18 protein-coding genes are annotated in these 20,620 nt (G+C 31.0%); 10 read left to right on the top strand and 8 right to left on the bottom strand.

Annotated features, from left to right (window positions below; all coding sequences use genetic code 11):
• The first annotated feature begins 35 nt into the window (after positions 1 to 35).
• Positions 36 to 809, top strand: coding sequence for a hypothetical protein (locus tag H6578_07465; protein ID MCB9226985.1), 774 nt, complete (start codon positions 36 to 38; stop codon positions 807 to 809).
• Between the two features lie 3 nt (positions 810 to 812).
• A complete protein-coding gene (locus tag H6578_07460; GenBank protein MCB9226984.1) occupies positions 813 to 2,039 on the top strand; it encodes a 3-deoxy-D-manno-octulosonic acid transferase in 1,227 nt (408 codons plus the stop codon).
• On the opposite strand, the gene H6578_07455 is transcribed toward H6578_07460, so the two are convergent.
• Positions 2,036 to 3,190, bottom strand: coding sequence for an alpha-hydroxy-acid oxidizing protein (locus H6578_07455; protein ID MCB9226983.1), 1,155 nt, complete (start codon positions 3,188 to 3,190; stop codon positions 2,036 to 2,038). The genes H6578_07460 and H6578_07455 overlap by 4 nt on opposite strands.
• 116 nt (positions 3,191 to 3,306) lie before the next feature.
• Positions 3,307 to 4,278 carry an acyl transferase gene (locus tag H6578_07450; GenBank protein ID MCB9226982.1) on the bottom strand — a complete coding sequence of 324 codons (972 nt, stop codon included), beginning with the start codon at positions 4,276 to 4,278 and terminating at the stop codon, positions 3,307 to 3,309.
• Positions 4,279 to 4,321: 43 nt separating this feature from the next.
• Here H6578_07450 and H6578_07445 point away from each other — a divergent pair, with 43 nt between their 5' ends.
• From H6578_07445 to H6578_07430, 4 genes are all read left to right on the top strand, one after another.
• On the top strand, positions 4,322 to 4,828 hold the full coding sequence (locus H6578_07445; GenBank protein ID MCB9226981.1) for a hypothetical protein: 507 nt from the start codon (positions 4,322 to 4,324) through the stop codon (positions 4,826 to 4,828).
• A gap of 621 nt (positions 4,829 to 5,449) precedes the next feature.
• A complete protein-coding gene (locus tag H6578_07440; protein MCB9226980.1) occupies positions 5,450 to 7,378 on the top strand; it encodes a sensor histidine kinase in 1,929 nt (642 codons plus the stop codon).
• Positions 7,379 to 7,422: 44 nt separating this feature from the next.
• Positions 7,423 to 9,342, top strand: a complete 1,920-nt coding sequence (locus H6578_07435) for a tetratricopeptide repeat protein (protein ID MCB9226979.1) — start codon at positions 7,423 to 7,425, stop codon at positions 9,340 to 9,342.
• Between the two features lie 4 nt (positions 9,343 to 9,346).
• Positions 9,347 to 10,000, top strand: coding sequence for a response regulator transcription factor (locus tag H6578_07430; GenBank protein MCB9226978.1), 654 nt, complete (start codon positions 9,347 to 9,349; stop codon positions 9,998 to 10,000).
• A gap of 48 nt (positions 10,001 to 10,048) precedes the next feature.
• Here the strand turns inward: H6578_07430 and H6578_07425 are convergent, their stop codons facing one another.
• Positions 10,049 to 11,890, bottom strand: a complete 1,842-nt coding sequence (locus H6578_07425) for a Na+:solute symporter (protein ID MCB9226977.1) — start codon at positions 11,888 to 11,890, stop codon at positions 10,049 to 10,051.
• Positions 11,891 to 11,984: 94 nt separating this feature from the next.
• On the opposite strand from H6578_07425, the gene H6578_07420 reads away from it, so the two are divergent.
• Together H6578_07420 and H6578_07415 are read left to right on the top strand one after the other, a co-directional pair.
• Positions 11,985 to 12,290, top strand: coding sequence for a hypothetical protein (locus tag H6578_07420; GenBank protein MCB9226976.1), 306 nt, complete (start codon positions 11,985 to 11,987; stop codon positions 12,288 to 12,290).
• Between the two features lie 88 nt (positions 12,291 to 12,378).
• Positions 12,379 to 13,467: a hypothetical protein gene (locus H6578_07415; protein ID MCB9226975.1), complete on the top strand. Its 1,089-nt coding sequence runs from the start codon at positions 12,379 to 12,381 to the stop codon at positions 13,465 to 13,467.
• Positions 13,468 to 13,537: 70 nt separating this feature from the next.
• On the opposite strand, the gene can is transcribed toward H6578_07415, so the two are convergent.
• The 5 genes from can to glmM form a co-directional block, all read right to left on the bottom strand.
• Positions 13,538 to 14,176 (bottom strand): carbonate dehydratase, encoded by a 639-nt coding sequence (gene can / locus H6578_07410; protein MCB9226974.1) that lies wholly within the window; start codon positions 14,174 to 14,176, stop codon positions 13,538 to 13,540.
• 6 nt (positions 14,177 to 14,182) lie between these two features.
• Positions 14,183 to 15,682: a SulP family inorganic anion transporter gene (locus H6578_07405; protein ID MCB9226973.1), complete on the bottom strand. Its 1,500-nt coding sequence runs from the start codon at positions 15,680 to 15,682 to the stop codon at positions 14,183 to 14,185.
• A 164-nt stretch (positions 15,683 to 15,846) separates the two neighbouring features.
• Positions 15,847 to 16,128, bottom strand: coding sequence for a hypothetical protein (locus H6578_07400; GenBank protein ID MCB9226972.1), 282 nt, complete (start codon positions 16,126 to 16,128; stop codon positions 15,847 to 15,849).
• Between the two features lie 472 nt (positions 16,129 to 16,600).
• The gene (locus H6578_07395) at positions 16,601 to 17,722 is read right to left on the bottom strand and encodes a cysteine desulfurase (GenBank protein ID MCB9226971.1); all 1,122 of its coding nucleotides are present in this window, start codon (positions 17,720 to 17,722) and stop codon (positions 16,601 to 16,603) included.
• A gap of 3 nt (positions 17,723 to 17,725) precedes the next feature.
• The gene (gene glmM, locus H6578_07390; protein ID MCB9226970.1) at positions 17,726 to 19,108 is read right to left on the bottom strand and encodes a phosphoglucosamine mutase; all 1,383 of its coding nucleotides are present in this window, start codon (positions 19,106 to 19,108) and stop codon (positions 17,726 to 17,728) included.
• A 72-nt stretch (positions 19,109 to 19,180) separates the two neighbouring features.
• Between glmM and H6578_07385 the strand changes: the two genes are divergently transcribed.
• The gene (locus tag H6578_07385) at positions 19,181 to 19,915 is read left to right on the top strand and encodes a class I SAM-dependent methyltransferase (GenBank protein ID MCB9226969.1); all 735 of its coding nucleotides are present in this window, start codon (positions 19,181 to 19,183) and stop codon (positions 19,913 to 19,915) included.
• Positions 19,912 to 20,475 carry a phosphatase PAP2 family protein gene (locus tag H6578_07380; protein MCB9226968.1) on the top strand — a complete coding sequence of 188 codons (564 nt, stop codon included), beginning with the start codon at positions 19,912 to 19,914 and terminating at the stop codon, positions 20,473 to 20,475. Before H6578_07385 ends, H6578_07380 begins: the two co-directional genes overlap by 4 nt.
• Positions 20,476 to 20,620: the final 145 nt, after the last annotated feature.

The raw sequence follows: 20,620 nt of genomic DNA, 5'->3' as shown, positions 1-20,620 counted from the left end.
CGGATAAAAGAATTTGATTTACTTATTTTTGTTTGATGAAATTAAAATCGCTAATAATATTTACTTTCTGTATTCCGTTTATTGTTGTGTTTTCTCAAAATAATGAAAGTGAAGATACAAAACCCGAATACCATGATGTTTTTCTTATTTCGCCTGTTATAAGTGTTCAATTTCCGGGTGCAGATATGGCTAAACGATTTGGCATAGGTTATCAATTTGGCTTAGCAGCCGATTATAAATTTAAAGCCAACTGGCAAATAGGTGCAGAAGGTGGATTTTTATTTGGAACAAAAGTTAAAGAAACAGACCATATTAAACACACTTTAGCTTCTAACGGACAAACCATTACTAACGAAGGTCCTTTAGATGACGTAAACTTAAATTTAAGAGGTGCCATAGTTAAATTAAATGCCGGAAAAGGATTTTATTTTAGAAAATCTAAGCCCAATAGTGGTTTGTTGGTTAAACTGGGCATTGGTTATATGCAACACAAAATTTTAATTGATGTTGACAAAAAGAAAACACCACAACTTACAGGAAATTATGCCAAAGGATACGATAGATTTTCTAACGGTATTTTACTTTCTCAATACATAGGATTAATAAAGCTAAACAAAGGTAAATTTGTAAATTTAGCGTTGGGTTTTGAACTTACAGAAGCTTTTACGCACAATGCTCGCCCTTATGATTTTTATTTGAATCAAAAGTTAAAAGAAACCAGAGTTGATTTAATGTATGGTATTAAATTGAACTGGTATATACCTGTTTATTTTGGCAAAACCACCAAAAGCGAATATTACTATTATTAAACCATGCTTTTATTTATCTCTAAAATAATTTATTCCATAGGCATTGGTTTATACCATTTGTTTATTGGCATAGCAAGTCCTTTTAATTCAAAAGCAAATTCTTTTACCAAAGGAAGATTAACGCAAGATATTAAGCCTGAAAAAGAGAAAACTATATGGTTTCATTGTGCTTCTTTAGGAGAGTTTGAGCAAGCAAAACCTGTAATTAATTGGTGCTACAATAATCTAAAATATCCTATCATCATTACTTTTTACTCCCCTTCGGGATACAACTATAGATATAACTATGCCTTGGCTAAAGAAGTTTATTATTTACCCAAAGATACTGCTTTAAACGCTAAAAACTTTGTTAGAAAAATTAATCCGGCATTTGTGTTTTTTATTAAATACGATTTTTGGTTTTATTACTTAAATGAATTAAAAAATCAAAAAATACCTACATACTTAATTTCAGCTATTTTTAGAGATAATCAATTGTTTTTTAAACAATACGGAGTTTTACATAAAGCTATACTTAATTGCTTTACTCATATTTTTGTACAAGATGATTACTCTTTAAATTTATTACAAAATCATCAATTTAACCACTGTTCTATAGCAAAAGATACACGTTTTGATACGGTAAAACACATTAGTGAATTAAATTTTGGAAATGATATAATAGAATCTTTTATTGACGGGAATAACTGCTTAATAGCCGGTAGTACATGGGCTAAAGATGAAGTAATACTAAAAAATATTGTAAAAGAGTTTAGTCATTTAAAATTGATTATAGTTCCTCATGATGTTAATGAAATAAGGATAAAACAAATTCAAAAGAATTTTAAAAACCATACGTTATTATCTAACCCTATAGATGTAAAAGATAAAAAAGTACTTATAATAGATAGCGTGGGGAAACTTTCTTTAATATACCGATATGCTACGCTGTGCTATATAGGTGGCGGTTTTAACACAAGTGTGCATAATGTATTAGAAGCGGCAGTTTATGGCAAAGCATTAATTTATGGTCCCAATCATACAAAAAGCAAGGAAGCTATTGATTTAATTAGGCTTAATGCAGCTAAATGTGTTACCAATTCTATAGAACTTGAAAATGCAGTGAGTTACTTTTTAGATAAAAACAATAATGCATCTGCCGGCAGTACCGCCAGCCATTATGTACAAGAAAACACGGGAGGCACTTTTAGTATTATTAAAAAACTTAAAGAGGATAAAATTATAGCTTAAACCCTTTTTTTAATATACCCTTCATTTAATTTAGCAATAGAATCGCAACCAATAAATTGCATTACCCGAGTCATTTCATCTTTTAGTATTTCATAGGTTCTATCTACGCCTTTTTCTCCACCAGCAGCTAAACCATACAAATAGGCTCTGCCTATGAGTACGGCTTTTGCTCCTAAAGCTAAAGCTTTTACCACATCGCTTCCTCTTCTTATACCTCCGTCTATATAAATATCTATTTTATTTCCTACAGCTTTTATCACTTCTGGTAGTAAATCTAAAGTGGCAGGTGCTCCGTCAAGCTGACGCCCCCCATGATTAGATAAAACTATACCCGAAACGCCCACTTCTGCTGCTTTTATGGCATCTGCTACACTTTGAATACCTTTAAGAATAAAAGTCCCTTGCCATTGATTCATCATTTTTTGCACATCATCCCAGTTTACATCTGCTCTAAATTGGGCATTTACATCGTCTATTATTTTTGTGGTTTCAGTACCATAAGGCATGTGTTCTATCATATTTGCCATTCGCCACTTAGGATTTTTAAAGTAATTATACAACCAATAAGGCTTACTCAAAGCACTTTTAGCTATGTTTAATCGCAATACTTTAGGTCTTCCGTGTCCGTTTCTTAAATCTCTTTCTCTTTTGCCCAATGCCGGAGAATCTACCGCTAACATTAAACCGTTGTAATTATTTTGCTTGCATCTTTCAATAAAATCTTGTGTCATATTTTTGTTTTTCCAAACATATATTTGAAAAAACTTAGGTCCGCTACAAACATTGGCTATATCTTCAATAGAAGAAGTACCCACTGTAGAAAGTGTATATGCCGTACCTGCTTTAGCACTGGCTTTAGCTACTGCAATTTCGCCTTCATGATGAAACATTTTTGACATTCCCGTAGGGGCACTAATTATAGGAATTTCTAAATTAATATTTTGTATGGATGTACTAAGGTCAATATTTTCAACATTTCGTAAAACTCGTGGTACAAATTCGTACTTTTCAAAAGCGTTAATATTCCACTGTGCGGTTATTTCATCTTCGGCAGAACCTTCCATGTAATCAAACATTACACTGGGCATTTTTTTTTGTGCCAATTTTTTTAAATCATTTATTGAAAAACACTCTTTTACAGTTTGGTTCATATTTGGATATTTTAAAACTTTGTTTAATCGGGTATGTAAATATAAATCATTATACAAACACCAACAGCAATTTTTTGTAAAAAAGACACCTTAAAGTCTGTTAACTATCATTATAACTATTGATACATTAAATTGCATCCTCTTAAAGCGGCATAGTCTATTCTGCCCAGCACTTCAAATTTTCCATCTTTATGCACTATACCTAAATCTTCTGTTTCTATAAAAGAACAGGAATAAACATTGGCTAAATCTATTATTTTAAGCACGCCTGTTTCGCCCGTTTTACATTGTGCAAAAGGCTCTTGCAAAGGTCGGGTATAAACTTTCATCCAATTAGGAGCTTGAAATTTTTCATTTTCAGTAGCATAAGCCTGGCTTAATAACTCACACATTCCGTATTCTGAATGAATTTGCTGTACTTTAAACCTCTTTTTTAATATCTCATGCAGTTCTACTCGCGTTATTTCTTTCCTGCGACCTTTCATACCTCCTGTTTCTATAATTATAATGTTGCTTAAATCTAAACTGTATTTTTCAGCTAAATCTAAAAGGGCAAAACTCACTCCTATTAATATCACTTTAAGCATACTTTTATTAGCTTCTTCAAGCTTTTTCAGCAATAAATCTTCATTTTCAAAAGATAAATATTCACTTCCATTATTTTTAGTTTGTGCTATTAATTCATCTACCATAAAAAGCAAAGAAGAATACTTATTTTCTTGATAAGACGGCAACAAAGCCAATAAGCGAATTTCATTTAAGCAGCCATAAGTATTTTCAAAGTTTTTAATAAAACTGGCTTTATACAAAGCTGTATTTGAAACATAGTGCGTACTTCTTAAATTTCCTGTTCCACTACTTTTAAAAATAGTTTCTACGGAAAAATTACTACAAATAACCTTATGCGTTTTAAAAAAGGAAATAGGTAAAAAAGGTATTTTATTTATACTATCTATATCTTCAATATTAACATCTAAATAGCTCAAATATTCATTATAAACAGTATTGTTTTCTGCTTGAAAATGAAAAACTTGCAAAGCAATTTCTTCAAAAATTTCATCTGTTTTAAAAATATCTAAGCTATACATTATACTTTATTAGCAAAAAAAGAGTTAATATTGCAAAGGTACAATGCAAAATAAACTAAACATATTTTTAGCCTTTGGGTTATTAACAGGCTTATGGGCATGTGTAGCAGAACCAAAATATCCTAATGAACCACATATAGAATATGTAAGTGTTAGCACTACAGAAGAATACGTACAAACATCTGTATTTGCCTCTTTAACTATTTCCTTTACTGATGGCAATGGCGATTTAGGTGGCAGTGAAGCAGAAAATCCTTCATGCAATTCAAATTGCGAATATCTTTCAGACTCTTCCTGTTATAACGACAAATATTATTCTGCTTTTATAATTGACAGCAGAGATAGCTGTTTCCAAAGTTTTCAACTGCCCGATTTAACACCTACGGGAAATGTTAAAGCCATTTCCGGTGAAGTTGACCTATCTTTTTTCCTTAATAAAAAAACAAGTCCAAATCCTGCTGATACTGTTTTTTATTACGTAATAATAAGGGATAGAAGTGGCAACTACTCAAACATAGTTAGAACAGACGATATAGTTCTGTTATATTAAATTAATGACTATCCATAAAGATACCTATGAAGTATTTTACATTAACTTTTCTTTAGAAGAAAAGTTACAAAAGAATCGCACTAAGTTTTCAGTGACCCATTATAACCTCAACTCCTAAAAATTAAAAACTCATCACTTCGTTCTTCAAACAGTTTAATTTTTTACGGAGTTTTCGGTTAATGGGTGCCCCGCTTGCAAACTTAAGGTGCACTTTTACCCGACCTTAATCAAAAATACGTTAAGAAATGATGTAAAATAGACATCCAAAATGAATGAAATTATAAAACAATAAACAGACAAATTAGTATGCTCCTACAAATAAAAATACTTTAGGAAAAATGAAGTTGAGCATACATTAATTTGTCATCGTCTGTTTTATAGCATTTTAGTATTTTTGATTACAGTCTTGATTTTTTGTTACTTTTGTATCAAGACAAAAGTAAAAGACCACAAACTTTCTTAAACGTCCCAAGATGCTATCTTAAAGCATAAATTATTGATATAATAACGAATAGTCATTATTAAATTATACTACAATTGCCTTATACCCCAATTAAATTATAATTACAATCTTTGTTTCACTAATTTCATGTAGTTAAAAAAACCCTTTAAACTAATATTATGAAACACCTTTTTATAATGTTTTTTTTCTTCTTTTCCATTGCTTTGCAGGCACAAGATGGTGTAGAAATAATAAAACAAACTTTAGAACAATACCATAAAACTACCAACGAAAAAGAAAAAGCCACTTTAGCTGCCGATTTATCATGGTATCATGTATTGTACGTTTCAGTAGATTCTGCCGAAAAATATGGCAATATTTCATTAGAAATATCAAAAAAACTAAAAAATGATACACTTATAGCACAGGCTTACAACGATTTAGCTAATGTGTATATTTATAAAGGCGATTTTATAAAATCAATAGATTATTGCAATATTTCTAAACAAATTAGAACGAAGCTGAATGATGAAGAAGGAGTAGCTTCTTTAGACTTTAAAATAGGGAGCAATTACAGCAGATTAACACAGTATGACAGCTCTGTTTTTTATTTACTTAAATCTCTTTCTTATTATGAAGAAGTTGATAACGAAAATATTATAAACAATATTTATTCAAATTTATCAGCAAACTATCATACACAAGGAAATTATAAAAAAGCTTTAGAATACATTGAAAGACCTTTAAAATATTTTGAAGAAACAGAAGATTATCTACGACTTTCTAACACCTTAATAAATCTTTCGGGTATTAATTTAGAAATTAAAGACACTACTGGTGCTTTAAATACACTTAAAAAAGCAGAGCATTATGCTAATATTAGCAAAAACATGGTTGCTTTAGCTACTATTTATAATAACTATGCCTCTATCTTCATTAATTACAATCAATATGATTCTTCCCTTTATTATGTAAAAAAATCTATTGATTTAAGAGAGCAATTAGGCACACAAAGTGATTTAGAAAGTTCTAACTTAACGTATGTTATCAGCTTGTTTAATTTAGGTAAAATAAACGAAGCACTTCCCAAGGCTCTTTTGCTTGAAAAAAACTTAGAAAAAATGCAATATAATGATAAGCTTATACAAGTTTATCAACTATTGGCGTATATGTATGCCTACAATAATAATATGGACAGTTTAATCTACTACAATAAAAAATACAATGCACTTTTTGCCCAAATAGAAAATCAAAACCTAAATAAAACAGCACAAGAGCTGGAAACTATTTACCAAACGGAAAAAAAGGAAAAGGAAATATTGGTACAAAAAGCTAAAATAGCCGAGCAAAAAGCTTATATAATAATTAGCATCTCAGTTGTTTTATTTATTATTCTCCTTTCTATTTTTATTTATAACTATTTAAACCAAAAAAATAAACAGCTAAAACAAGAAAATGAACTTAAAGACGCATTGCAAAAAATAGAAACACAAAACAGACTTCAAGAACAACGTCTTCAAATTTCACGTGATTTGCACGACAATATAGGTGCTCAACTTACTTTTATTATTTCGTCAATAGATAATTTAAAGTATGCTATGACTGATAAAAACCCAAAAATAGAAGAAAAACTTACTAATATAAGTAGTTTCACAAAAGATACGATTATAGAGCTTAGAGATACTATTTGGGCTATGAATAAAGAAGAAATAACTATTGAAGATTTAAAAAGCAGAATTTCAAACTTTATAGAAAACGCAAAATTATCGCTAAATGGTATAGATTTTAATTTTAAATTTAACGAAAACAATTTTAAAGTAAAACCTTTTACCTCTAAAAACGGCATTAATATTTATAGAATAATACAAGAAGCCGTAAACAACGCTATAAAGCATGCAAAAGCCACTAAAATATTAGTAGAAACAGATGTAACAGAAAATGAAATTCAAATTGCTATAAAAGATAATGGCGTAGGAATAGCTCAAAACAAAGAAAACACAGGAAATGGGCTGTTAACCATGAGAAAAAGAGCTCAAGAACTAAATGCTAATTTTGATATAAAAAATTTGGAAAAAGGCACGTCTGTTAATCTAATTATAAAAATTTAAGTAAATTAGGAAGTTAGAACAAAACTTTAGTTTCTACCCTTATTATGAAAAAGTGCTTTTATATTATTTTCCTTTTTTTGCCAAGTATATTGTTTAGTGCATTAATTAACAACCCGGATAGTGTTAAAAATGTCATTCAAAGTTTAGATAGCAATGAAAAAGCATTGTCCTATATTGAGCTTGCTAAATATTATACTTATGCTGAATTAGACAGTGTAAATTTAGAATATATAACTAAAGCCTATCAAACCGCTACAGATAAAGAAACCAAAGGTTTAGCCTTGTTTTGGGAAGCTTTTATACATTTATACTATAAAAATGATGAAAAGCATTTAGCGTATTTAGATAAAGCCATAGCAGAATTTGAAAGCGTAAATGATTCATTATTAGCAGAATCATACTACTGGAAAACCAGAACTTATGAACGAAAAGGCTTGTATCCCGAAGCTCTTGCCACAGGACTGCAATGCTTAGGCATAGCTCAAAAACTACCAGCCAAAGACAAACAAATATTATACATACAAGAAGTAGGCTACATATATGACAGAATGGGCGAATTTGACAAAGCAATAGAATGGTATGAAAAAGGATTAATTATAGCTTTAGAAACAGGCAAAAAAGAACATATAGGAAAATCTTATGGATTATTAGGTATAGCCTATGACGCACAAGAAAACTATAAACAAGCTCTTGAAAACAACCTAAATGCTGTTAAATATTTTTTAGAAGCCCAAGACACTTCCAATCTTATAGTTTGGTATAGCAATATAGGAAATACCTACACTAAAATGGGCGATTTGAAAAATGCAGAGCAGTATTTATTAAAATCTATAAACACCAGCAAAAAATACAAAAGCCGTATAGCAGGTATCAATTTAGGCAAAGTGTATATAGAACAAGGAAAATATGCCGAAGCAGAAGAAATATTACAATCCAGCTTAAAAACTGTTATTGAAAATAATGATAAACAATTTGAATCGGAAGCTTATTATCGCTTGCATGAGTTAAGAAAAAAACAAGGCAGATATAATGAGGCTTTGGAGTATTACGTAAAGTATAAAGACCTTCAAGATGAAATATTAAATACTGAAAAATTTGAGCAGCTCAATAATATGACTGTACGCTATGAAACACAAGAAAAAGAAAAAGCTTTAGCCCAAGAAAAACTAAAAGTAGCCGAGCGTGAACTGAAAATAGAAAACAAAAACAACCAACTTTTAATAATCAGCATTGTTTTTATAACCTTAGCACTTTTAGGTTTTATATTTATAAATCAGCAGCGATTCAAAAACAAACAATTAGAAAGAGAAAAAGAGCTTAACACTGCTTTAGCCAAAATAGAAACCAATAATAAACTTCAAAACCAACGCCTTGAAATATCAAGAGATTTGCACGACAGTATAGGCTCCCAGCTAACCTTTATTATTTCTTCTATTGAAAACCTAAAAATGTTTTTAACTAACAGCGATAATTTTGTAGGCGATAAACTTTCATCGCTAAGTGAGTTTACTAAAGATACTATACAAGAGCTTAGAGATACAATATGGGCAATGAATAAAAATGAAATAAGCATAGAAGATTTAAACACCCGAATTTCAAATTTCATCAATCAAGCCAAAGTTTCATTGCAAAATATAAATTTTAGTTTTAATAGTTCTGTACCCGAAAACACAAATTTTGAATCAAAAAAAGGAATGCACATATACCGCATTATACAAGAAAGTGTAAATAATGCCATTAAACATTCCGATGCATCAGAAATTAAAGTTAGCATAACGCAAAACGACAAAGAAAATATGATACAAATAGAAGATAACGGCAAAGGTTTTAATATAGATGAAAATTTAAACAAAGGAAACGGATTAAACTCATTAAGAAAAAGAGCAGAAGAAATACAAGGTAAACTCTATATAGAATCTGCAAAAAATAAAACTACCATTACATTAATAACTAAAACACTTTAAAAACATGAAAAAAATAAAATTAGCCATAGTAGATGACAATGTTTTTTTAATGAAAGCTATAGAAGAAAAACTTTCTTTTTTTGAAGAATTTGAAGTGGTAATGAAAAAAAACAACGGCAAAGAATTTACAGATAATATTAGCCCTATAGATGAAATAGATGTAGTACTTATGGATATAGAAATGCCCATAATGAATGGTATAGAAGCTACTAACTTATGCAAGCAAAAACTGCCCAACACAAAAATTATAATGCTAACCGTTTTTGATAATGACGAAAACATTTTTAATGCCATAAAAGCCGGTGCCGATGGATATTTGCTTAAAGAAGTGAACCCAAAAGACCTTTACAATGGCATTTTAGAAACCTTAAACGGAGGTGCAGCTATGAATCCTTCTATTGCCATGAAAACTTTAAAACTTTTACGCAATCCTATAGATTTTGAGTTGGACAAAGATGCCGAAGATGTAATATTAAGTAGTAGAGAAATAGATGTTTTGGAGCAGTTAAGCAAAGGACTAAGCTACACCGTTATAGCCGATAATCTATTTTTATCGCCACACACCATACGCAAGCATATTGAAAACATATACAAAAAGCTACAAGTACACAGTAAAATAGAAGCGGTACAAAAAGCCAGAAGAAATAATTTGATATAGGGATATATAATAGTCTAATATCAGCTTCCGTCTTATTGTACTAAAATATCAACTCTCCTCAAAATACTTGCTTTCTTTTTGCATCATTTTTAGCAAAACAAACAAAGCTATTAAAGCTACAATAAATAAAACAACACCTAAAACATAGCGAGCAAACAAAATATGCCCTATGGCAAATAATCCTGAAAAACTAACAGTTAAGCCAAGCAACCACATGATAAAAGTGTCTAAGAACTTAGGTAAACTTTTATTATGAGCTACTTTCCCTTTCCATAGTCCTATGGGTAGGCATCTTTGGGCAAAATTTGTGAGCGTAGCATCATTAACGGGTTTGGTTAATAATGTTACAATTATAGAAATTATGATAGTAGATATTGTTATTATTAACAAGCCATAAGTATCGTAGTGCGGTGAAGCATCTTCGGGTTTTATAATTGTTAGAATTATGGTTATTAAAAGTGCCACCACCATAGCACTAATTTCAGTATAGGCATTAGCACGCCACCAAAACCAACGGATTATTTGGGCTATACCTAAACCGGCTGCCGCATTAATAAAAAATTTCCAAGCACCTTCTATACTTCCCATTTGAGATGAAGTAATAATAGCCAAAATAGTTATTAATACAACCATCCAACGGCTAAAACCTACTAAATCTTTTTCTGAAGCATTTTTATTGATAAATCTCCTATAAATATCATTTGTTAAATAGCTTGAGCCCCAGTTAATATGCGTGTCAACCGTACTCATAAAAGCTGCCATTAAGCTGGTAAATGTTAAGCCTAACAAGCCTACCGGCAATACCAATCTCATAATAATTGGATAAGCCGCTTCCCTACTTGTAGCCACTATTTCTCCTTCCGCAATATATTTAATGGTTTCTTGCCCAATAGGAAACATTACCAAAGAAGCCAGCCCCACTAATATCCAAGGCCATGTACGCAAAGCTATAAACGCAATAGCAAAAAGTAAAGAACCTTTTTGTGCATCTTTAGCTGTTTTAGCGGTATTTATTCTTTGAGCTATATATCCTGTTCCGTCAGAATCAAACCTAACCCACCACTGCACTAAAGTGTAAATCAAAAAGATATGAATAGGCAATAAGGGATTTTTTAAAGAAGGTATAAACTCCGTATAATATCCTGCTTTTTCGGCTCCGTATATTTCTACTAATTGATGTTGTATGCTTTGCATTCCTCCTAAATATTTTACTACCACATAGGCAAAAACAATAGAAGTAATCATGGCAATAGCAAACTGGAATAAATCGGTTAAAATAACTCCTCTTATTCCTCCTAATGAGCTGTATGACAATACAATAATTAACAAAGCAAGAATAGTTATGGTGGCATTTAGATTGCCTTTAAACAATAAAAAGGCAGGATAAAATTGCTCCATAAAAGCATAAAATGAAGGTAAAAGAGCTTGCCAATCTATAAAAGGACTGGCTATTTGAACAGCGGCAGTTATAACCCACCCTAAAATAAAACAGTTTAAAACTACTCCAAAAAAGAATGCTTTAAATCCTCTTAAAACGGCTGCTTGTTTTCCGTCATAGCGAAGCTCTATAAACTCTACATCGGTAAGTACATGGCTTTTTCGCCACCTTTGAGCAAAAAATATAGCTACGGTTATGTAGGTGGCTGCCCAGCTCCACCACAGCCAATTGCCCACTACCCCATTATTTGCAGTAATTCCAGTAACAGCCAAAGGCGTATCGGCAGCAAATGTGGTGGCAATAATGGAAATACCCAGCCACCACCACGGCAAATTTCTGTCTGCCACAAAATAAGATTCTATACCTGTACTCGCTTTTTTAGATGCCCATACACCCATTAAAAAAACAATAACTAAGTACGCTATAAAAATTATCCAATCTAAAGTTCCCAAATATTCAATTTTCAGTAAAAGTAGGAGTATTATTTTAGACTATAAAAAACTATTTACATCTATTTATAATTTTATAACTTTACAAATATTTTTTATGAAAAAGTCAAAAATTAGATTTGCAGCATTACTATTTGTTTTATTAATACCTCTATTTTTTATTAATATTGCAGATTATCATTATTGGGGTGGAGATTTTTCTCAGTATATTTTTCAGGCTCAAAATGTTTGTAATGGTATAAACCAAGGCGAGCAATTCTATGTTTACAATCCGAATTATAGTGAATTGGCACCGCAAGCATACCCTCCTGGGTTTCCCCTACTTTTAGCTCCTGCTGTTTGTTATTTCAATACAGACTATTCAAGTTTATTCACTTATATGTCTATTTTTTTTTATACTTAACAGCATAGTATGGTTTATATTAATTGCTAAATTTGAAAAGCCTTGGATTTCATTTGTAGTAGTATTATTGGCATCTTACCTGCCTTGGATGTTAGATTTTAAACTTAATATTTTATCAGATATTCCTTTCTCATTATTTTTTGCTTTGTCAATTATTCTATTTTTAAAGCTATTAAAAAGCAAGCATAAGTTTATCCTTTCCCTACTATTAGCCTGTTGTGTAGGCTTTACAATACTCATAAAAACCATGGGATTTGCTCTATCTATTGCTTTTATAGTATATGTTTTTTATGCTTATTTTGTAAAAAAGAGATACCAACTTAAAGATTTAGCTTTCATTACATTTTCTGCCGTACTAAGTGTTGTGATATACAAAATTGGAACTGCTCTTTTATTAAAAAATGTAGAAGGACATGTAGAACACTTTGCTTCCTTTTTCTTTGAAGAGGAAATTCTTGAGCGTTTTTTAAACAACTTATTTTATTATTATACTACCTATAGACATTTTCTGTCTTTAGAAGGTAGTCTGTTTAATTTTCCAAATGCTTTGTTTATAGATTTTTTAATCATCTGTACTCTTTTAGGCTTTATTTTGACCTTTAAAAATTATAAAACCATTAAGATTACTGAATTTATTTTTGGCATTTTTGTAATTGTCGTTGCTCTTTTTCCGTATTACCAAGGTTATAGATATATACTTGCTTTAACACCTATTTTCTTTATTTACATGATTAGAGGAATTAGCTTGATTCAGCAAAATATCAAAATCAAACCTTTCTTTATTTTTATTATTATACTCCTAAGTTACTTATTACCCTTACGAATTTACTTAGTAAAAAGTGCCAAAACAATTTCTGCTTCTTCTAAGTATGTAGAAAATATTGAAACTCAAGAAACTTTTAATTATATAAAAAATAACACCACTATTGAAGATACTATTATTTTTATAAAACCCAGAGTTTTGGCTCTTTATACCCATAGATATTCTGCTTCAAATTATCCCTATTATAATAATTTAGAAGAAATTAAAGAGGATGTTGAAAGTTTGCATGCCAATTATATTATTCAATCTAAAGAGATAATGAATTATGCCACTCAGCTTTATATTGATTCTGTTTTACAAAAAAAAGATACTACTTTTTACAACAATAGCTTTGTAATATACCGTATAAATTAAATCAAAAAAGGCATCAACTTTATATAAAGAAGATGCCTTTCCCACACACTACACTAAAAACTATTTTTTATTAAAACTCTAATTGATACACTTCTTGTAGCTGTTTGTTAGAGTTTACATTTACTTCTAAATCTTTTACTATGCCTGAGTCTAAACCGTAAACCCAACCATGCAAATGCAATGCTTGCTTATTTTTCCAAGCATTTTGCACTATTGAAGTTTTAGATAAATCAAGAACTTGCTCTTTAACATTAAGCTCTACAAAACGGTCAAATCTTTTCTTTTTGTCCTTAATTCCTTCTAATTCATCATGATACAGCCTGTAAACATCTTTTATATTTCTAAGCCAGTTATCTATTAATCCAATAGATTTATTGCCCATAGCTGCTTGTACGCCACCACAGCCGTAGTGTCCACACACTATTACGTGCCGTACTTTTAGTGCATTAACAGCATAGTCTAATACACTTAGCATATTCATATCGGTATGCACTACCATGTTGGCTATATTTCGGTGTACAAAAACTTCTCCGGGCTGTGCTCCTATTATTTCATTAGCCGGCACACGGCTATCGGCACAGCCTATCCATAGCACAGGTGGCGTTTGTCCTTTTGCTAAGTTTTTAAAAAATTCGGGGTTTTCATCTATTCTTGATGCTACCCACTTTTTATTATTTTCTAACAGTTGGTTATAAAATTTCCTTTCCATTATTTCTTATTTTTCTATTATTTCTAAAGTTATATTTCTCTCTTTTGAAGACAGCTTAAAGTCTTCTATAATTTCAGCAACGTCATAATCAAGATAAACATTATTAGTTTTATCTATAACAACATGCGAGTTGTCCGGTACGCGTGCAAATTCATCTAACAAAGGCGATTTATTAAAAAACGTAAGTTCTTCTGCTAAAGTTATTCTTGTACTTCCTTCCTCTTCTTTTAAAGTAAAATGCGTATTTTGATAGCTTTTGTATATTATTACAAATAATGCAGCTACTATTCCAATAGAAATACCCGTTAATAAATCAAAAACAACAACTCCTATAATGGTTAATATAAAAGGTACAAACTGTTTCCAACCGGCTTTATACATATTAACAAAAATAGCAGGAGTAGCTAATTTATAGCCTATTAATATTAAAATTACTGCCAATGAAGCGAAAGGTATTTTATTTAAAATAAAAGGTATTGTAAAAACAGTTACCATTAATAAAAAGCCGTGCAAAATAGTTGACAATTTAGATTTAGCACCACTTTGCATATTAGCAGAACTTCTTACTATAACTTGTGTTATTGGCAATCCGCCTATTAAACCTGCAAACATATTTCCCGCTCCTTGAGCTATTAATTCTCTATTGGGTGGCGTAATGGCTTTATTGGGGTCTAATTTATCTGTAGCTTCTAAACATAATAAAGATTCTAAACTTGCCACCACTGCTATGGTAAAGGCTACCAGCCACATATCGTAGGACAATATATTACCAAAATTAGGAAAAACAATAAATCCTTTTAATTCACTTAAACTTGATATAATAGGAATATCTACTAAATGCTTACTTCCTATCACAAAATCAGGCATATAATTATTAGTAAATATTACATACGCTATCCCAAATATTACAACAATTAATGAGCCCGGCAATATTTTTAATGCTTTTACTTTTTTCAAAATAACATTATCCCAAAGCAAAATGACAGCAAAAGCTAAAACTGTCAATACAATAACAGGAAAAGAAAGTGCCTCAATAGCGGACATTAAAGGAGTAAAAATACTTTGTCCTTCTACTTGTTCATCTATAAAATAATCGGCATCGTAGCCTAAAGCATGCGGTATTTCTTTTAAGATAATCATAATACCAATACCAGAAAGCATTCCTTTAATAACCGATGAAGGGAAATACTGAGAGATAGTTCCCAATCTAAAAACACCAAATAAAATTTGCATTAAACCTGCCATTACTACAGCAGTTAAAAAGAAAGAAAAACCACCTAAATCCGGAATGGCTACTAAAACTATGGCTACTAAACCCGCAGCTGGTCCGCTTACTCCATACCGAGAACCACTGATAGCACCTACTACTATACCACCTATAATACCTGCTATTAAACCGGAAATAGGCGGCACTCCACTGGCTAATGCTATACCTAAACATAAAGGTAAAGCAACGAAAAAGACTACGATACTTGATGAAATATCGGATTTAAAATTTGAAAATATACTTTTCATTATTTGTTGAAAATATTTTGAATGTTAATTAATTTTTTAATTGAGCAGTAGCATTTAGCACTAAAATACTTATGCATTTAAGTACAAAAATTTATAGAAAGCCTGTATTTAAAACTTTACTAATTAAATAAAACTACTTTGTTGGATCTAAAAGACTAACACTCGGGAGGTGGTGTATCTGTTGTAATGTAATTTGAAGAATAAAAAACCCTTGTATCATGTTGACTTAGTACATCTACAAAAATATCGTTTATACTACAAAACAAGTCTTTAACGACTGTAATTTCATTAAAATGTACTATTTCTTTTATTTCTTCTTCTACTACGTTTACCATTTGGTACTGGCTATTAGATAAAATAACATTAAACATTGCTACTTGAAACAATAGTAGAAACACAAAAAAGAAAGATGATACTTTTGAGCTTTTATATCTCATATTCAGCTACAAAACTATAAAACTTAATTAAAAGTTCAATAAGTCTTAAAATATTTTAAGATTTATTTAGTATTAGAGTTTACCAACTCCAAGGGGTTAAACAAATGACGCACTATATAGCATACTCGTGCCACGACTTGGAGTCGTGGCACGAGTACCTCCTCAAATCGTCATCCACCACGTATGTGGAAATCCCTTACAATAAACTATTGAGATGCCTTTCTGCAAAGGCATGACGTACGTGATAGATTTATCAAACCAACCTCAAATCGTCATTACCGCGAAGGCGGTAATCCCTTGCAATAGAATTTTGCTACCAGATATTGAGATGCCCGCCTTCGCACCGTGTCTGACGACAGGTATTATAATTTATCACTTTTAGAGTTCCGAACTTTTTAAAAGTTCGGAACTCTGATACTACAAATAACATTTCCAAATTATCTTACTACCTCATTTTTAAATGAAAACTTTATTAACATAATTCTTTTAAGGCTTTTACGGTATAATCCAATTCCTCTTTAGTATTAAACACACTAAAGCTAATTCTTAAAGTAGTTTCGTTTTCGTTATATCCCAATTTTGAAAGTACTTTTGAAAATTTTATACTGCCACTGGAGCAAGCACTTCCGCCAGCTACAGCTATTCCTTTCATGTCTAATTTTATAAGTACCTCAGCTAAATCGTCTTTTATGCCAGGAAATGTAACCGAAAGTATAGTATATAAATTCTCTTTTGCTTCATTAAAAACTACATCGGGTATATTTTTCTTTAGCTCTTGCTTCAAGTAGTTTTTAAGCTCTAAAACTTTAACTCTATCTGCTGCTAAATTATCATAAGCCATTTTTAAAGCTGTGGACATACCTACAATGCCCGAAATATTTTCTGTACTGCTCCTTACATTGCGTTCGTGCCCACCACCATGTAGCCAAGTGCCTATTTTTATTTTATCGTTTTTATATAAAAAACCACTACCCAATGGGCCGTGAAATTTATGTGCTGATGCCGATAAAAAATCTATATTACTTTCTTTTAAATTAAAAGGCAAATGTGCTATGGTTTGAACCGTATCGGTATGAAACAAAGTGCCATATTTTTTAGATAATTTACCTATTTTATCTATATCGTTTATACTTCCCAGCTCATTTTGAGCGTGCATTATACTAACCAAAGTATTGTCATTATTATCTTTTAAAATACTTTCTAAGCTATCAATATCTATAGTGCCATCTTTATTTACATCTACATAACTTACTTTAATACCTTTTGCTTCTTCTAAATACAATACTATGTTTAATACGCTTTTGTGTTCTATTGCCGAGGTAATAATATGTTTAACACCTAAATTTTCTACAGCAAGCTTTAAAGCCATATTATTGGCTTCTGTACCGCTTGAACAAAAAATAATTTCTTGAGCTTTACAGTTTAAATATTTGGCTATAGTTTTTCTTGAAAATTCTATTGCAGCCTTATTTCTTTTGCCATTAGAATGTATAGCCGAAGGATTGCCATAATTAGTAGATAAATAGGGCAACATAGCCTCTAACACCTCTTTATGCACAGGTGTAGAAGCAGCATTATCTAAATATACATTCATCTCTTAATCATTTATTGAAGCAATATCCGATTTAATTTTATTTACAATATTTTCGGCTATGGTTCTGCTACTGCTTTCGGCATAAACACGCACAATAGGTTCAGTATTAGATTTTCTAATCATAACCCAACCTTCGGGCATTATAATTTTAACGCCATCTACTGTGTTTATTTCAAAATTACTATACTTTTCTATTAATTTTTCCAATACTTTATCTACATCTGTAGCAGCTGTTAAAGGCACTTTGTCTTTTACTATTTCATAATTAGGATAAGAAGCTCTCAATTTGGAAACAGTACCATTAAACTTAGCTAAATGTGTTAAAAACAACGCAATACCCACTAAAGCATCTCTACCATAATGCAACTCCGGATATATAATACCGCCATTGCCTTCGCCACCTATTATGGCATTTACTGCTTTCATTTTTTCTACTACATTCACTTCGCCTACGGCACTGGGATAATACTGGCATCCGTGTTTTTCTGCCACGTCTTTTAGTGCCATTGTAGATGATAAATTAGAAACCGCAGCACCTTTTTTATTAGCCAAAATATAATCGGCAACAGCTACTAAAGTATATTCTTCGCCAAACATTTCGCCATCATCACACACAAAAGCCAATCTATCTACATCAGGATCAACAGAAATACCTAAATGAGCTTTTTCTCTAACTACGGTATTAGATAATTCAGTTAAATTTTCCGGTAATGGTTCCGGATTATGTGCAAATCTACCTGTCGGTTCTTCATTTATAACTTTAACTTCTGTAACGCCCAAAAATTCAAGCAACTGAGGCACAAAAACACTTCCGCTGGAATTTACACCATCTACCACCACTTTAAAATTGGCATTTTTTATAGCTTCAATATCTACCAAAGGTAAATTAGCTATATGTTTAAAATGCTCTTGCATATAATTTTGTACATTGTACGTACCTAAATCATCTACTTCCGGAAAAGATAATTCTTCAATTTGCTCTGCTAATTCAATTATTTTTTGCCCTACAGATGCCGAAATAAATTCGCCTTCTTCATTTAGCATTTTTAAGGCATTCCATTGTTTTGGATTGTGGCTGGCAGTTAAAATAATACCGCCATTAGCTTTAAAATCTTTAACAGCCATTTCTACCGTAGGCGTGGTAGATAATCCTAAATCTATAACATCTACTCCGCAGCCCATTAAAGCACCACACACTATTTTGTTTACCATTTCGCCAGAAATACGGGCATCTCTACCTATTACCACTTTAGGTTTATTATATTTTTTTGTAAGCCACACGGCATAAGCACCGGCATATCGCATAACCTCCATTGGTGTTAGTCCTTCGCCTCTTTTTCCACCTATTGTTCCTCTTATTCCTGAAATTGATTTTAAAATAGCCACTATAATATTTTTTAAGGTGGGCAAAATTACTTTATTTAGTACCAAATTTTAAATAAATACTCGCTATTTTTCATGAATAACACAGAATGGTACAAAGAATGGTTTAACACTAAGTATTATCACATACTATACAAAAATAGAGATTTTGAAGAAGCTGAATTGTTTATAAACAACCTTGTTGACTACCTGAAAATTGAAAAAGACAGCAAAATTTTAGATTTGGCGTGTGGCAAAGGCAGACATTCCTATTTTTTGGCAAAAAAAGGCTTTGATGTTACAGGAATAGATTTATCGGCTCAAAGTATTGAATGGGCAAAAACGCATTATAGCCTGCCTAATTTAAAATTTGCAGTAAATGATATGCGAAATGTTTATAAAGAAAACTCTTTTGATTTTCTGTTTAATATGTTTACCAGCTTTGGGTATTTTAATTCTCACAATGAAAATCAAAGAGTAGTAAACAGCATGAAAACCCAAATAAATAATAGTGGGACAATTGTTATTGATTTTTTAAACATCTATAAAGTATTAAGCAATATTGTAAAAAACGAAACTAAAATTATAGACGGCATAAGTTTTAATATTAGCAAAGAAATAAGAGAAAACAACATTGTGAAAACTATTGATTTTTATGATAGCAATGAAAAACACACCTTTGTAGAAAAAGTTGAAATTTTAACTATTGACGATTTTAAACATTACTTTAATGAAAGTGGGTTAAAAATAAAAGCGGTATTTGGCAGTTATCAATTAGAAGAATTTAAGCACGAACATTCTGATAGACTAATATTAATTGTTACCAAATGATAGACAGTTTACTACAATTAGATTATCATCTTTTTGATTTTATCAATCAAAGTTTATCCAATTCTTTTTTTGATACTATAATGCCTATTATTAGAAACAAAAAAACATGGATTCCTTTTTATTTTATTTTGGTTTTTTTCATTTTCAAAGATTTTAAACCTAAAAATGCCTTTATAATTATTGTTTTAGGCGTGCTATGTGTAGTACTTGCAGATGCTGTTTCCAGTCATTTATTAAAACCTTATTTTAATAGAATACGCCCCTGCGATTTAGAACCTTTTGCCTGGCACATTAATTTAGTTTTAACAAAATGCTCCGGAGCGTTTAGTTTTCCCTCCTCTCATGCAGCCAACCACTTTGCTTTAGGCAGTTTTTTAGCTTTAGTGTTTTATAAAAAACTTAAATGGCTATCATATTTACTCTTATTTTGGGCAAGCTTAATATGCTTTGCTCAAATATATGTGGGCGTACATTTCCCCAGCGATGTATTGGGCGGTGCGGTACTGGGAGGGTTGATAGCTTTGGTGGCTTTTGTTTTTTATAGAAAAGTAATAATATAGCTAATGGCGTTTATTTTATTGACTTTACCTATAATGTGTAGTATATAAGTACGGAGAGATTGAGCGGGGCAAGGTAAAAAAGATAAAAATAGGCTTAGAACTTTTAGATATTTTTGCATTTTTTATACAACATTTTGCAGGGATT

This window comes from Chitinophagales bacterium (assembly GCA_020635995.1).
GTDB lineage: Bacteria > Bacteroidota > Bacteroidia > Chitinophagales > UBA8649 > JAFMKE01.
This window is presented reverse-complemented; position numbering and strand designations above follow the sequence as displayed.

What these genes read in the sequence shown, in the direction of transcription:
- H6578_07465 (MCB9226985.1), top strand. Translation starts at nt 36, where the DNA reads ATGAAATTAAAATCGCTAATAATATTTACTTTCTGTATTCCGTTTATT.
- H6578_07460 (MCB9226984.1), top strand. Translation starts at nt 813, where the DNA reads ATGCTTTTATTTATCTCTAAAATAATTTATTCCATAGGCATTGGTTTA.
- H6578_07455 (MCB9226983.1), bottom strand. Translation starts at nt 3,190, where the DNA reads ATGAACCAAACTGTAAAAGAGTGTTTTTCAATAAATGATTTAAAAAAA.
- H6578_07450 (MCB9226982.1), bottom strand. Translation starts at nt 4,278, where the DNA reads ATGTATAGCTTAGATATTTTTAAAACAGATGAAATTTTTGAAGAAATT.
- H6578_07445 (MCB9226981.1), top strand. Translation starts at nt 4,322, where the DNA reads ATGCAAAATAAACTAAACATATTTTTAGCCTTTGGGTTATTAACAGGC.
- H6578_07440 (MCB9226980.1), top strand. Translation starts at nt 5,450, where the DNA reads ATGAAACACCTTTTTATAATGTTTTTTTTCTTCTTTTCCATTGCTTTG.
- H6578_07435 (MCB9226979.1), top strand. Translation starts at nt 7,423, where the DNA reads ATGAAAAAGTGCTTTTATATTATTTTCCTTTTTTTGCCAAGTATATTG.
- H6578_07430 (MCB9226978.1), top strand. Translation starts at nt 9,347, where the DNA reads ATGAAAAAAATAAAATTAGCCATAGTAGATGACAATGTTTTTTTAATG.
- H6578_07420 (MCB9226976.1), top strand. Translation starts at nt 11,985, where the DNA reads ATGAAAAAGTCAAAAATTAGATTTGCAGCATTACTATTTGTTTTATTA.
- H6578_07415 (MCB9226975.1), top strand. Translation starts at nt 12,379, where the DNA reads ATGTTAGATTTTAAACTTAATATTTTATCAGATATTCCTTTCTCATTA.
- can (MCB9226974.1), bottom strand. Translation starts at nt 14,176, where the DNA reads ATGGAAAGGAAATTTTATAACCAACTGTTAGAAAATAATAAAAAGTGG.
- H6578_07400 (MCB9226972.1), bottom strand. Translation starts at nt 16,128, where the DNA reads ATGAGATATAAAAGCTCAAAAGTATCATCTTTCTTTTTTGTGTTTCTA.
- H6578_07395 (MCB9226971.1), bottom strand. Translation starts at nt 17,722, where the DNA reads ATGAATGTATATTTAGATAATGCTGCTTCTACACCTGTGCATAAAGAG.
- H6578_07385 (MCB9226969.1), top strand. Translation starts at nt 19,181, where the DNA reads ATGAATAACACAGAATGGTACAAAGAATGGTTTAACACTAAGTATTAT.
- H6578_07380 (MCB9226968.1), top strand. Translation starts at nt 19,912, where the DNA reads ATGATAGACAGTTTACTACAATTAGATTATCATCTTTTTGATTTTATC.